Raw genomic sequence first — 14422 nt, 5'->3', positions numbered from 1 at the left:
TTCCTTGGCGGACGACAACTGAAGCCAGTACATGGCCCGAGGTGGGGATGAGCATAGTCTCAACAGACCTGCTGCGCGCGAAATCGAGCTGACTGCCCCCATGGACCGGACGGGCGCTCGGGGACCTAGCGATACCCCCGCGCCTGGACATCGAACAACTCGGCATAGCGCCCACCCGCCGCCATCAGCTGGTGATGGCTGCCCTCCTCCAGGATTCGCCCGCCGTCCAGCACGATGATGTGGTCGGCATTGCGCACGCTGGAGAATCGATGGGAAATCAACAACGTCATGCGGCCCTTGGCGTGTTCGCGAAAGTGCTCGAACACCGCCGCCTCGGCGCCGGCGTCCAGCGCGGCCGTGGGCTCGTCAAGAATCAGCAGATCCGCCTCCTGGCGCATATACGCGCGTGACAAGGCGACTTTCTGCCATTGCCCACCCGACAACTCCTGGCCGCCAAGCCAGCGCCCTAACTGTGTGCCGTAGGTCTTGCTCAGGCGCTCGATGAATTCGGCGGCCACCCCCTGGGTTGCGGCAGTGCGCCAGCGCGCCTCGTCGTTCAGCGCATCGACGTCACCCACCCCAAGGTTCTCGCCGACGGTCATCTGGTAGCGGATGTAATCCTGGAAAATCACCCCAGTGCGCTGGCGCAGTGTCTGTTCATCCCAGTCTTGCAAGTCGCTGCCATCCAGCAGAATGCGCCCCTCGTGCGGGGTGTAAAGGCGCGTGAGCAGTTTGATCAGGCTGGTTTTGCCCGAGCCATTCTCGCCCACCAGAGCCAGGCTTTGCCCCGGCGCCAGGTGCAGGTTGATATCAGTCAATGCCGGCCGCTCAGCGCCTGGGTAACTGAACCCCACGTGCTCGCAGCGCAGACCGTCGCCGGGACGCGCGCCCTGGGTAAGCCGGCCACTTGGCACGACCACCGGGGTTAGCAGGTACTCATAAAGGTCCGACAGAAACAGACTGTCGTCATACAGGCCGGCAATCGCGCTGAGGCTGGCGGTGATCGCGCTTTGCCCCTGCTTGAACAGCACGATGTACATGGTCATCTGTCCCAGGCTGGTCTGGCCGCGCACGGTGTCCAGCACCACCCAGGCGTAAGCCACATAAAACGCCGCGGTGCCCAGCAGGCCCAGGGCAAAGCCCCAGGCATCCCGGCGCACCGTCAACTGGCGGTCTTCGGTGTACAAGCGCCGGGCGTTGTCGCGGTAGCGCTTGAGGAACAGCGGCGCCAGGCCGAACAGCTTGACCTCTTTGGCATGGGTCTCGTGGGACAGCAGCGATTCCAGGTAATTCTGCTGACGGGTCTCGGGCGCGCGCCGGTGGAACAGGCGAAACGCATTGCCCGAAAAATGCGTCTCGGCGAAGAACACCGGTAAGGCACCGACCACCAGAATCACCAGCGCCCACGGCGAAAAGTGCACTAACAGCACGGCAAAGCTGATCAGCGAGATCAGGTTCTGCACCAGCCCCAGGCCCTTGGTGACCAGGCTCAGCGGCCGTGTCGACGCGCCCTGGCGCACGCGCACCAGCTTGTCGTGGAACTCGGCGTCTTCAAATTGCAGGAGTGAGAGGGTCTGGGCTTTCTCCAGAATCATCAGGTTGACCTTCACCCCCAACTGCACCCGCAGCAACGATTGCTGCATCGACAACGCGCGCTGGGCGGCGGCCAACAGCGCCAACACGCCCGCCTCGGCCAGCACGTATTGCATCACTGGCCACACGGGCGCCTGGCTGCCGGCTGCGTGAATCTGCATAGCGTGCACCACGCCATCGACAATACGCTGGCCGATCCAGGCAGCCAGCGCAGGCAACAGACCGGCAACGATGGTTGCCAGCAGCAGGCCTATGAATAAGGGCCGCGACGTCCCCCACACCAGCTTTAGTGCCCTGCGCGCCTGTATGGAAAACGCGCTCAATCGATTGAACAGCACCATCAATAGTATGGACTCCGTGTGGGGGCTGGGGTGAGACGGGTGGATTATGACAGGCGATGACGTCGCGCACATCCAACGGCCAGATAATAAAAATAGATGATCTTATTAAGTTGAAAGATAACATTATCTAATAATTAGCTTATTCCAAAAAAGACTTTCCCCGCATTTTTTTATAGAGATATCTTCACTTCACAGACCGACCCCATGCCTGGCGGAGGACGTACTCCCGACATGGATCTCTCTCGATATGCCAGATATTTCTCTCGCAGCGCCGCTGAAAAAATTCCACCTGTCGCTGTTGACCAGCTCGCTGCTGCTGGCGGCGGTGCCCGCCTGCGCCGAGGAGGCCAAGCTCGGCACGGTAACCGTGATTTCCACCGGTTTGCGCGGCCAGGAGCGCACGGTCGCCGACAGCCCGGCACCCATTGATGTGATCAACAGCGAGCAGTTGCTCAAGACCGGCCGCGCCGAGTTGTCCGAGGCGATTGCCAAGCTGCTGCCCTCCTTCAACTTCGGTACCAATATCGCTGGCTACAACTCGGTGACCCGCCCGCTGAGCAACCGCAGCCTCGGCCCGGCCTACACCCTGGTGCTGGTCAACGGCAAACGGCGCCACAACGGCGCTACCGGCCAGCGCGGCTCGATCGACAACAGCGGCGCGAATGCCGTGGACATCGACCTGATCCCGGTCAGCTCGGTCGACCATATCGAAGTACTCAAGGACAGCGCCGCGGCCCAGTACGGCTCGGATGCGGTGGCTGGGGTGATCAACATCATCCTCAAGTCCGCCAACAACGGCGGCCACCTGGAGACCAGCTATGGGCAGTTGTATTCCGGCCAGGGCGAAACCATCAAGGTCGCCGGCGACCAGGGTTTCAAGCTCGGCGATGGCGGCTTCTTCCACCTCTCGGCCGATGCGCGCAAACGCGGCGAAGCCTCCTGGAACGACAAGGCCGACAGCAGCGTACGTGCGTTCAACGATCCGGCCAAGGAAGCGGCATGGGACCGGGTGGCAATCAAGAACGGCGACCCCGACCTCAAGGCCTTCAACCTGGCCTACAACGCCGAGCTGGCGCTGGAAGACCTGACCCTTTATTCGTTCTCCACCTACGGCGAGCGCGACGCCGAAGCGGCCAACTATCTGCGCCTGCCCACCGGCCGCGCGGCGGTGCCCGAGGTGTTCCCCGACGGTTACTTCCCGCTGAACAACATCAAGGACCGCGACTACCAGTTGCTGTTTGGCGGCAAGGGCCAAGTGGCCGAGTGGAACTGGGACCTGAGCACCACCTACGGGCGCAACAATGTGCACCACTCCAGCGACCTGAATATCAACCCGTCGCTGGGCACCGCCTCGCCGACCCAATTCGACAACCTGGCGACCTTCCGCTTCGAACAATGGGTCAACAACCTCGACGTCACCCGTCGTTACGACAGCCTGTTCAACCTCACGTCGCCGGTGCAGGTGTCGGCCGGCCTGGAGCATCGCTGGGAGCATTTCAGCACCTTCGCCGGCGACCCCGAGGCCTACATCACCGGCACCTACCCGGCGGCATCGGGCGCGCAGGCGGCAGTGACCATTCGCCCCGAAGATGAGGTCACCCTGATCCGCAACAACTACGCCGGCTACCTGGACCTGGGCTTTGACCTCACCGAGCGCTGGTTCCTCGATGTGGCCGGGCGGGTCGAACATTACGACGATGACTCGGGCAACACCTTCGGTTTCAAGGTGAACTCGCGCTACGAGCTGACCGACAGCGTGGCGGTGCGCGGCACCGTCGGCACTGGTTTTCGTGCGCCGTCGCTGACCCAGATCGGCTACACCGTGGCGGACAACCGCGTGGCCACCGACGTCAACGGCAACGTGGTTCCGGCAGTCACCCGCCTGACCCCGTCGGGCAGCAACCTGGCCAAGGCGCTGGGGGGCGATGACCTGAAACCGGAGAAGTCGCGCAACCTCGGCCTGGGCCTCACCTGGCAACCCGCGCCGCGCACCAGCATCACCGCCGACGCCTACCTGATCGACATCGACGACCGCATCGCCCTGACCAGCAATATCTATGACCAGGGCAATGGCGCAGTCAACGCGATCCTCGCCGCCCAGGGCGTGCCCACCGGCACCTGGGTCAACTATTACACCAACGCCTTCGACACCCGCACTCGTGGCCTGGATGTGGTGGCCGACCACACCACACCGCTGGATGCCTGGGGCGACGTGCGCTGGAGCCTGGGCTTGAACTGGAACAAGACCACCATCGAAGGCGCTCGCGACACCCCGGCCGCACTGAACGGTTCCGGCGTGACCCTGGTGGGCCGCGACCGCGAGGGTGACCTCACGCAAGCGTCGCCCAAGACCAAGTGGATCCTCGGCGCGAACTGGAAGGCCCGGGACCTCGCGGTCAACCTGCAAACCGCCCGCTACGGCGCGGTCAAGACCCTGGCGATCAACCCCACCGGGGATCGCAGCTTCGGCGCCAAATGGATCACCGACCTCGACGTCAGCTACACCTTCGTCGACAGCATCACCGTCAGCATCGGCGGCACCAACATCTTCGACGTGCGCCCCGACCGGCACGCCGTCTACAGCAACCTGGGCCTGGCGCCTTACGGCAACCCGCCGTTCTATCCGGGCGGCGGCTACTGGTACACAAAGCTGGCCTACGACTTCTGATTCACATCGCCAAACGAGGGCACCCCATTGAACACCTCCAACTTGATGAGCCGTCTGCTGGCCCCCTGCGCCCTGGCGATCAGCCTGGCCGCCTGCTCGCCTTCGGGTGACCAGGCGCAAGCGAACAAAACCCTGAATATTGCATTTTTTGGCGACAACACCACCCTGGTCAGCGTCGACCCGTTCCAGGTCTACTGGCTGGAACACCGCGTGCTGCTGCGCAATGTCGCCGAGTCGCTCACCGACCAGGACCCGGCCACCGGCAAGATCATCCCCTGGCTGGCCAAGAGCTGGGAGATCAGTGACGACGCGCTGACCTACACCTTTCACCTGCGCGACAACGTGACGTTCAGCAACGGCGAGCGCTTCGACGCAAAAGCGGTGAAAACCGCGTTCGACAGCGACAAGGCCCTGGCCACCGAGCTGCCGGCGACCTTCGGCGCCACCTACCTGGCCGGTTATGACCACGCCGAAGTGGTCGACGACTTCACCGTCAAGCTGGTACTGGCCAAACCCAACGCGGGCTTTTTACAAGCCACCTCGACCACCAACCTGGCAATTCTCGCGCCCGCGTCCTATGCACTCACGGTCAAGGAGCGCTCGCTGGGCAAGATCATCGGTACCGGACCGTTTGTGCTGGCCAGCTATACCCCGGAAGTCGGCGCGCACCTGACCAAACGCAAGGGTTACGCGTGGCCCTCGGCGAATATGAAGAACCCGGGTGAGGCACATCTGGACGCCGTCGACATCAGCTACATCCCCGAAGAGAGCGTGCGCAACGGCCTGTTCCTGCAGGACAAGGCCGACATCCTGTGGCCACGCAACCCGTTTTCGGAAGTCGACCTGAAGCTGTTCCAGTCCAAGGGCGCGACCATCCAGAGCCGCTCGCTGCCGGGCCCGGCGCTGAACCTGTACCCCAACACTCGTGGCGAACGCATTCTCGCCGATCAACAAGTGCGCCTGGCCGTGCAGAAGTCCATCGACCGCAAGAGCTACGCCAGCACCGTGTATAACGCCGAGTTCCCGGTGGTGGACGGCATCTTCGACGTGACCACGCCTTACTTCAAAAGCCAGGGCAGCAAGCTCGGCTACGACCCGGCAGCTGCCGAAAAACTGTTGGATCAAGCCGGCTGGGCCAAGGGCGCGGACGGTTACCGCAGCAAAAACGGCAAGCGCCTGAGCCTGAGCTACAACATCAGCCCGGCCGAAACCGCAGGTGACGTGCTGATCCAGGACCAACTGCGCAAGGTCGGCATCGAGTTGAAACTCAGCGTGGTGACCCGCGCCGAATGGGTGGCCAACAACTCTGCCGGTAACTACGACCTGACCATCAACTACATGACCCGCGCCGACCCGATCATCCTGCAAACCATCCTCGACCCGCGCAGCGCCAACAGTTCCACCGTGGCCACTAACACCTACGAACCGGCCACCCTGGAAAAAGCCAAGGGCTTGTTCGATGCCGGCATTACGGCCACCCAAGGCGCACAACGTGCCGCCGCCTATGGCGACCTGCAGGACCTGCTGATCGACGAAAGCTCGGCGTTCCCGGTGTACGAGCGCGTGTGGCAGGCTGCAACGTCGCCCAAGGTGAAGAACTTTCGCTGGACCGCCGAGGGCTTCGCGCTGCTGGGTGATATCGAGATCGGCACGCCATGAGCCGCTACCTGCTCGGCCGCGTCGGCCAGGCCCTGCTGGTGCTGTGGGGCGCCTATAGCATCACCTACTTCATCCTCTATCTGCTGCCGGGCGACACGCTGTCGATCATGCTCAGTGCCTCGGGCATGGAGGCCGATTCGCTGTCGGTGGCCGACCTGGCCAAGGCACGCGCCTATTACGGCCTGGACAAGGGCCTCTTCGAGCAATATGTCGACCTGCTACTGGGCACCCTGCACGGAGATTTCGGCCAGTCCCTGTCGCTGAACCGCCCGGTCGCCGAGTTGCTCGCCGAGCGCCTGCCGCAAACCCTGTCCCTGGCCGGCCTGGCGATTGTGTTGTCGCTGGTCGGCGGTGTCGGCCTGGCCTACCTGACCGCCTATATCCGCTGGCAACCGCTGAAAAAAGCCCTGGCGCGCCTGCCTTCCCTGGGGTTTTCGGTGCCGGTGTTCTGGATGGGCCTGTTGCTGATCCAGGTGTTCGCCTTCGGCCTCGGCTGGTTCCCCGCCACCGGCAGCCGGGGCTTTGAAAGCCTGGTACTGCCGGCGATCACCCTGGCGATTCCAAGTGCGGCGGTGTATGCCCAAGTGCTGCAGCGCAGCTTCCAGGGCGTGTGGCAGGAGTCGTATATCGTCACCGCCTACGCCAAGGGTCTGAGCCGTGGCCAGGTGCAGGCGCGCCATGGGTTTCGCAACGCGGCGCTGCCGATTCTCACACTGATCGGCCTGCAGGTGGGCAACACGGTGTCCGGTGCGGTGCTGGTGGAAACCATCTTCGCCCGCTCCGGCATCGGCCGCCTGGCCCAGGAGGCCGTGCTGCGCCAGGACATCCCGGTGGTGCTGGCGATTGTCACGGTGTCGGCGGCAGCCTTTGTGCTGGTCAACCTGCTGGTGGACTTGCTGTACCCGTGGCTCGACCCGCGCATCTCCCACACGCCAAAGGTGTCTTAGACCATGACTATCCTTGAGCAAAACCTCGGCCTTACGCCCCCACTCTGGCAACGCCGCACCCGCCGACAACGTGCCACGGCGGCAGTAATGCCCTTGCTGCGGCGACCGGGTTTCAGCCTGGCAGTGTTGATTGTGTTGTTTTCATTGCTGGCTGCCGTGGCGCCGCAGTGGTTGACCAGCTTCGACCCCTATGCCACCGCACCTGCGGTCAAGCTCACGGCGCCGAACCTGAGCCACTGGTTCGGCACCGACGAGCTGGGCCGCGACCTGTACACTCGGGTGGTCTACGGCTCCAGGCTGTCGGTGCTGGCAGCCTTTCTGGCGGTGGGGATCGCATTGTTGGGCGGGCTCGGACTGGGCATTCTGTCCGGCTTTGCCGGTGGGCGTATCGATGCGGTGATCATGCGGTTTGTCGACGTGTTGCTCGCCCTGCCCGGCTTGCTGCTGGCCCTGGCGATTGTCACCGCCATCGGCTTCGGCACGGTGCCGGTGGCTATCGCCGTGGGCGTCGGGATTATCCCCGGATTCGCCCGCACCACCCGCGCCGAAGTGCTGCGGGTCAAGACCCTGCCGTACGTGGAAGCCGCACGCCTGGGCGGCGCCAGCTGGGGCCGCACCTTGCTGCGGCACATCCTGCCCAACGCGTGGGGCCCGGTTGCGGTACTGGCGACCCTGGATTTCGGTGCAGCCATCCTCGCCACCGCCGGCCTGAGTTTTCTCGGTTTCGGCGCCGCGCCTCCAGCCTCCGAATGGGGCACGTTGATCGCCAACGGTCGGCACTTTCTGATCACCGCCCCATGGGTGTCGTTGCTGCCCGGCCTGTTCTTGGTCGCGGTGGTGTTCAGCCTCAACCACATTGCCCGCACGTTCGAGGAGGTTCAGCGATGAATGCTTTAGTGGATGTTCGCCAGCTTAGTGTCAGCTACCGGCACGGCAACCTGGCGGTAAACCAGCTGTCACTGACCATCGCCCAAGGCGAGACGCTGGCGATTGTCGGCGAGTCCGGCTCGGGTAAAACCACACTGGCCAACGCGATTCTTGGCCTGTTGCCGGACAGCGCAACCATCAGCGCCGGTGAGCTGTGGGTGGACGGCAACAACCTCCCCCACGCCGGCGAACGCCAGAGACGCGGCCTGCGCGGGCGCACCATCGGCCTGGTGCCTCAGGACCCGATGGTCAGCCTCAACCCGACCCTGCGCATTGGCCAGCAGATTGCCGAGGCGCTGATCCTGGCCAAGGGCAAGCGCTACCCCGGCGTCGATGCCGATATCGTCGAGCTGCTGCAACAGGTCGGTATCGACAAGCCGGTACTGCGCGCGCGCCAGTACCCGCATGAACTCTCCGGCGGCATGCGTCAGCGCGTGCTGATCGCCATCGCCCTGGCCGGCAACCCACGCTTGATCATCGCCGACGAGCCGACCAGTGCTCTGGACGTCACCGTGCAGCGCAAGATCCTCGACCACCTGCAACGGCTGGTCAGTGAGCGCGGGATTTCGTTGCTGATCATCACCCATGACCTTGGCGTGGCGCTGGATCGCGCCGACCGCGTCCTGGTGATGCAACAGGGGCAAGTGGTGGAGCAAGGGGCACCCCGGCAGATTCTCGGCGCGCCGCTGCATGACTACACCCGCGCCTTGATCGCCGCCGCGCCGGCGTTCGCCAAGCGCCGCCAGCCACTGGCCCGACCGAATCCAACGCAGCCGCCGATCCTGCAACTGCAAAATGTTGGCAAGACGTTCGCGCTGCCCAAGGTCAAGGGCGAAGACGCGACCTTTGTGGCGCTGGAGGACCTGAGCCTGCAGGTCTACCCCGGGCAGACCCTGGCGATTGTCGGCGAGTCCGGCTCGGGCAAAAGCACCGCGCTGCGCATCGCCCTCGGCCTGGAAAAACCCAGCCGCGGGCGGGTGTGGTTCGAGCAACAGGACGTCACCGACCTCAGCTGGCGCGACTTCCGCCCGCTGCGCCAGCGCCTGCAACTGGTGCAACAAAACCCGTTTGCGGCGCTGGACCCACGCTTCACCGTGTTCGACAGCATCGTCGAACCGCTGGTGTCGTTCGGCTTGCTCAAGGGCGCGGCCCTGGAACAGGCCGCGCGCGAGCTGATCAGTCGCGTGCATATGCCGGTGAATTTCCTCGATCGGCTGCCGCGCGAGCTTTCCGGCGGCCAGTGCCAACGTGTCGCCATCGCCCGCGCCCTGGCGCTCAAGCCGGATCTATTGCTATTGGATGAACCGGTCAGCGCCCTCGACGTGTCCGTGCAGGCGCACATCCTTGAACTGCTGCAAGAGCTGCAACGGGACATGGGCATCGCCTACGTGCTGGTGTCCCACGACTTGTCGGTGGTCGCCAACTTTGCCCATGAGGTGCTGGTGTTACGCAATGGCCGGGTGATCGAACAGGGCTCGGTGGAGCGCATCTTCAACCGCCCGACTAGCGATTACACCCGTGAGCTGATTGGCGCCATCCCGGGCCAGCACGCTAGCGCGAGCGCCGCCTGAGCGGCGCTTTACTCGGCAGCACAGTCACGCGCCGTGATGCCCTTCTCCTGGGCATACGTGCGAGGTTTTGCCCCAGTGTGGTGACGCCCGCACACGAGGCACCTGTGATGTACATCCGCATTTTTTCCTCCATGAATATGAGCCGATTTTGAGGTCGGCCAGATATCGCATACCTCGCCTCATCGCCGTCCCCAACGTTCGCAAAACCCTCAAAGCATCCGTTCAATGGCAGAATCTCCTCAACTTGATCGTTTTGGAGACCAGCATGCTTCGTGTATTTGAACGAAGACTCGACCCCTTCCCGCCTGACGAAGTGCCACCGCCGCCCGCGGGCCTGGCTCGGTTCCTATGGGCCTGCACGCGCGGCGCTCGCGGTTACATCCTGGCGCTGGCGCTGCTGAGTGCCGGTGTGTCGATCTACGAAGCGTGGCTGTTTTCGTTTCTGGGCCAAATCGTCGATCTGCTCTCGACCTGGCAGGCCGGCGGTGAAGCGGCGGCGCAGGAAAGCCGCGTGTTGTGGGGCATGGGCATTGTCATGGTGACCAGCGTCGGGCTGGTGGCGTTGCGCACGATGGTGCAGCACCAGGTATTGGCGATCAACTTGCCGTTGCGGCTGCGCTGGGATTTCCATCGCCTGATGCTGCGACAAAGCCTCTCGTTTTTTTCCGATGAATTCTCCGGCCGCGTCACCACCAAGGTCATGCAGACTGCGCTGGCCGTGCGCGACGTGCTGTTCACAATGATCGAGATCCTGCCGGGGATCGGCGTGTATTTCATCGCGATTATCGCGCTGGCCGGCGGCTTCGCGCTGAAGCTGATCCTGCCCTTCATGGCCTGGTTCGTGTTGTTCGGCCTGGCCATGTGGTATTTCGTGCCGCGTCTGGGCAAAGTCGGCCAGGAGCAGGCCAACGCACGGTCGATGATGACCGGGCGAATTTCGGACGCTTACACCAACATCACCACGGTGAAACTGTTTTCCCACTCCAATCGCGAAGCGCATTTCGCGCGTGCGGCGATGGAGGATTTCAAGCAAACCGGTTTCCGCCAGATGCGCCTGGTCAGCCAGTTCGAGATCGTCAATCAGGCACTGGTAGTGGCGTTGATCATGTCGGCGGGCGGTTATGCGTTGTGGCTCTGGCATGACGGCGCGGTCGGCGCGGGTGCCGTGGCGGCGATCACTGCGATGGCGTTGCGGATCAACGGCATGTCGAACTGGATCATGTGGCAAATGACTTCGCTGTTCGAAAGCATCGGCACCGCCCAGGATGGCATGGCGACGCTGACCCTCGGCACCAAAGTGCAGGACGCGCCGGATGCGGGCGTGCTGCAGACCACCGGCGGCGCGGTGACCTTCAACAATGTCAGCTTCAACTACAACGGCGAGCGCCAAGTGCTCAGCGGCCTCAACCTGAACATCCGCCCTGGCGAAAAAATCGGCCTGGTCGGACGCTCCGGTGCGGGTAAATCCACGCTGATCAATCTGCTGCTGCGTTTCTATGACGTCGACAGCGGCGAGATTTGCATCGACGGCCAAAACATCGCAAAAGTGACGCAAGACAGCCTGCGCGCCTCAATCGGCATGGTCACGCAGGATACGTCCCTGCTGCACCGTTCGATCCGCGACAACATTGCCTACGGCCGACCCGACGCGACCGACGAACAAATCCGCAGCGCCGCCGCCAATGCGCAGGCCGACGAGTTCATCAGCCAACTCAGCGACCGCCAAGGTCATAGCGGCTACGACACCTTGGTCGGTGAGCGCGGCATCAAGTTGTCGGGCGGCCAACGCCAGCGCGTGGCAATTGCCCGGGTCATGCTCAAAAACGCCCCGATCCTGCTGCTCGACGAAGCCACCAGCGCGCTGGACTCGGAAGTCGAGGTCGCAATCCAGGAAAGCCTCGATGAGATGATGCAAGGCAAAACCGTCATCGCCATCGCCCATCGACTGTCGACGATTGCCGCCATGGACCGGCTCATCGTGATGGATGACGGGCGCATTATTGAACAGGGCACCCACAGTGAACTGCTGGCGAAGAATGGCGTTTATGCGCGGCTTTGGCAGCACCAGAGCGGTGGTTTTCTGGGCGAGGACAAAGGTGTGATTGAGGCGTTGGATCAGGTGTGAACGGTGGAGTGCGGCGAGTGATGCCGTCCACTGAGCATCGATCCAGTTAGAAAACTGCTCCTTCGATATGGTGGACCTTCGGTTCTTCAGAAAAATAGTCCTCCAGGCCCAGCATGAACATCTGATGGTCATCACTCGCCTCGAAGCCCGGCGAGTGATCTTCAAGTGAAGCCCAGCGCACTATCAGGTTGAAATGCTCGGGGGTTTCGATTCCTTGCGCGAGCAAGTGGCCGCCGTAACCCTTCGCGCGGGTGAGCAACGGCGCGACCTCGGCGAAGGCACTTTTGAAGTGTTCAATACGTTCTTTGTGTACGGGAAGCAGAGCAATTTCATAAATCATGGCATTTCCTCTGATACGACTTAGACGGCTGAAAATAGGCGCTCAGGAAATAAGCGATGGCTCAACTGCAATCGCGATTTTGCCTTGGAGGCCGTTCTCGGGACTTTCCAACCGAGCATGGGCCAGGCCGATATCGGCCAGCGAATAGACCGCGCCAACGTGTGGGCGCAACTGACCGCGAGCCACCAACGTGCTCAGCTCATCAAGCTTGCCGCGGTTTTGTCGGGTGAAGACGAAGTGATAACTGGCGTTCTTGCCCCAGGCCTGAACGAGGTTTTGCGGCTGCGCGATGTCGACAATCGAGACCACACGGCCCAGTTGAGCCAGCGCATCCGGGCTGCGCGACAGGGTGTCGCCGCCTATGGTGTCGAACACCACATCCACACCTTGGCCGCCGGTTTCGCGCAGGATGGCGTCGACGTAATCTTCCTTTTTGTAGTCGATAAGCACATCGGCACCCATGCTACGGGCGAACTCAAAGTTTGCTTCGCGCACGGTGGCGAAGACCCGCGCGCCAATGGCTTTTGCGACCTGGATCGCTACATGACCCACGCCTCCCGCGCCGCCGTGTATCAGAATGCTTTCCCCTACCCTGAGCGCCGCTCGCACGGTCAGCGCTTCCCACACCGTGCCGCCAACCAGAGTCAGACTTGCCGCCTCAAGATGGCTCAGCGATGGCGGTTTGTGGCCGATGATGCTTTCGGCCGCAACGTGGTACTCGGCATAACTGCCTGGCCCGTCGAATATTTGCGGGGTGTACCAGACTTCGTCCCCCGGAGCGAAGCCCGTCACCCCCGGCCCGACTTCTTCGACAACGCCCGAAACGTCATGTCCGGTAATCGCCGGCAGTGGCACTAGGTCAGCGTAATCGCCGCGCCGAACCTGAAAATCCAAGGGGTTGATGGAGGTTGCGTGTACCCGCACCAAGACCTGTCCCACACCCGGCACTGGCTTGGGTACGTCGCAGAGTTCGAACGATTCCGGGCCGCCAAATGATTTGAGTACCATCGCTTTCATTTTGAAATCCTCGTATCGACAAAAAGGAATATCGAGATATCTCGATATAATGCAGTAAAAAATTACAGATCTTTCCCGATCAACTCGGCAAGGGCACTGATAGTTGCTTCATTGCGTTTGTAGTACGTCCACTGGCCGATGCGCCTGACTTCGACCAGGCCCACTCGTTGCAGGGTTGCCAGATAACCCGACACCGTAGACTGCGACAGCCCGATACCTTCCTGGATACTGCTGACGCAGACACCCACCGTGAAAACGTCACCCTCATCCTGCGCAGGGAAATTGTTCACGGGGTCCTTCAAGCCTTTCAGAATTTGAAGGCGTACCGGATTTGAGAGTGCTTTGAATATTTCGAGTAAGTCCATAGCTCGGATGATATCGAGATTTTCCGATATATCAATACCCGATTTCCCTTCGCGACCGACGGCTCACATTCTGCTGAACAGACCTCTCCAGTTGCTGCGAGAGGAGATGAAGGCTCGCAATGTCTGTGGCCAGACATAGATCAACCAGCTCTTCATCCCCCACTCAGATCACCCGGCGGTGGCTGGCACTGGCGCATTGAGCAACTGCTGCTCCCACAGATACGCAATACCGCTACCGGCAGCATGCTGCAGCAGCACATCGGTCAGCGCACCGGCGGTTTCCTCCCGAGCCCAGTCACGTTGCCACTCTGCAGCGAGAGCGAGCCAAGTCATCATGTTCGCGCCCGCCGCAATCATGCGCTGGATCGCCACTCGATGGGCCTCGACCGAAACCGCGCCGGATGCGTCAGTGATCACCGTTACATCCCAACCTTCGCCGAGTGCCTGGATCACCGGCATGGCGACGCAGACTTCGGTCCACAGACCCGCGATAACCAGTTGCTTGCGGCCCGTCGCTTTTACCGCGTCCACCACCTTCTGGTCTTCCCAGGTGTTGATCAGCGTCCGATCAATCACCTCTTGGCCGGGAAAAACATCGAGGATTTGCGGAAAGATGAAACCGCCCCGCTCGGCGATCACGCTGGTCAAGATGGTGGGCACGTTGAACGCCTTGGCTGCCTTCGCCAACGCCGTCGCATTGTTGACCACCATTTGCGGCTCATGGCTGTTCAGATTAGTGAGCTGGAAAGGCTGGTGGTCGATCAGAACGAGTACCGAATCTTCAGGACGAAGAAGCGATGTAAGGCCGTTACGAAAAGTCATTAATAGATCCCGTGTTGTCGTTATGAATTGGATTGGTAATGAGCGGC

Annotated in this window: 11 protein-coding genes and 1 pseudogene; 6 read left to right on the top strand and 6 right to left on the bottom strand. The window is 62.2% G+C overall.

Features of this window, described 5'->3' with window-relative positions:
- Positions 1-125 precede the first annotated feature (125 nt).
- Positions 126-1934, bottom strand: a complete 1809-nt coding sequence (locus C4J84_RS12445) for an ABC transporter ATP-binding protein (RefSeq protein ID WP_124429586.1) — start codon at positions 1932-1934, stop codon at positions 126-128.
- A gap of 247 nt (positions 1935-2181) precedes the next feature.
- Between C4J84_RS12445 and C4J84_RS12440 the strand changes: the two genes are divergently transcribed.
- The 5 genes from C4J84_RS12440 to C4J84_RS12420 are packed head-to-tail and all read left to right on the top strand — an operon-like array spanning position 2182 to position 9706.
- The gene (locus C4J84_RS12440; protein ID WP_124435437.1) at positions 2182-4602 is read left to right on the top strand and encodes a TonB-dependent siderophore receptor; all 2421 of its coding nucleotides are present in this window, start codon (positions 2182-2184) and stop codon (positions 4600-4602) included.
- 45 nt (positions 4603-4647) lie between these two features.
- On the top strand, positions 4648-6261 hold the full coding sequence (locus C4J84_RS12435) for an ABC transporter substrate-binding protein (RefSeq protein ID WP_124436317.1): 1614 nt from the start codon (positions 4648-4650) through the stop codon (positions 6259-6261).
- Positions 6258-7208 carry an ABC transporter permease gene (locus C4J84_RS12430; RefSeq protein ID WP_124435436.1) on the top strand — a complete coding sequence of 317 codons (951 nt, stop codon included), beginning with the start codon at positions 6258-6260 and terminating at the stop codon, positions 7206-7208. Before C4J84_RS12435 ends, C4J84_RS12430 begins: the two co-directional genes overlap by 4 nt.
- 3 nt (positions 7209-7211) lie before the next feature.
- Positions 7212-8096, top strand: a complete 885-nt coding sequence (locus C4J84_RS12425) for an ABC transporter permease (protein WP_124435435.1) — start codon at positions 7212-7214, stop codon at positions 8094-8096.
- Positions 8093-9706 carry an ABC transporter ATP-binding protein gene (locus tag C4J84_RS12420; RefSeq protein WP_124435434.1) on the top strand — a complete coding sequence of 538 codons (1614 nt, stop codon included), beginning with the start codon at positions 8093-8095 and terminating at the stop codon, positions 9704-9706. The genes C4J84_RS12425 and C4J84_RS12420 overlap by 4 nt, the downstream gene beginning before the upstream one ends.
- A 58-nt stretch (positions 9707-9764) precedes the next feature.
- Here C4J84_RS12420 and C4J84_RS26430 read toward each other — a convergent pair.
- A pseudogene (locus tag C4J84_RS26430) lies at positions 9765-9827 on the bottom strand (adenylate kinase); the annotation flags it as partial.
- A 144-nt stretch (positions 9828-9971) separates the two neighbouring features.
- On the opposite strand from C4J84_RS26430, the gene C4J84_RS12410 reads away from it, so the two are divergent.
- Positions 9972-11831, top strand: coding sequence for an ABC transporter ATP-binding protein (locus C4J84_RS12410; RefSeq protein WP_124435433.1), 1860 nt, complete (start codon positions 9972-9974; stop codon positions 11829-11831).
- Positions 11832-11877: 46 nt separating this feature from the next.
- On the opposite strand, the gene C4J84_RS12405 is transcribed toward C4J84_RS12410, so the two are convergent.
- The 4 genes from C4J84_RS12405 to C4J84_RS12390 form a co-directional block, all read right to left on the bottom strand.
- On the bottom strand, positions 11878-12171 hold the full coding sequence (locus C4J84_RS12405; RefSeq protein ID WP_124370672.1) for an antibiotic biosynthesis monooxygenase: 294 nt from the start codon (positions 12169-12171) through the stop codon (positions 11878-11880).
- A 42-nt stretch (positions 12172-12213) separates the two neighbouring features.
- On the bottom strand, positions 12214-13188 hold the full coding sequence (locus C4J84_RS12400; protein ID WP_124435432.1) for a zinc-dependent alcohol dehydrogenase family protein: 975 nt from the start codon (positions 13186-13188) through the stop codon (positions 12214-12216).
- Between the two features lie 62 nt (positions 13189-13250).
- The gene (locus C4J84_RS12395) at positions 13251-13553 is read right to left on the bottom strand and encodes a helix-turn-helix transcriptional regulator (protein ID WP_101209484.1); all 303 of its coding nucleotides are present in this window, start codon (positions 13551-13553) and stop codon (positions 13251-13253) included.
- Positions 13554-13721: 168 nt separating this feature from the next.
- Positions 13722-14375, bottom strand: a complete 654-nt coding sequence (locus C4J84_RS12390; protein ID WP_124370670.1) for a hydrolase — start codon at positions 14373-14375, stop codon at positions 13722-13724.
- Positions 14376-14422: the final 47 nt, after the last annotated feature.

Origin of the sequence: Pseudomonas sp. R11-23-07 (assembly GCF_003852295.1) — a bacterium.
GTDB lineage: Bacteria > Pseudomonadota > Gammaproteobacteria > Pseudomonadales > Pseudomonadaceae > Aquipseudomonas.
This window is presented reverse-complemented; position numbering and strand designations above follow the sequence as displayed.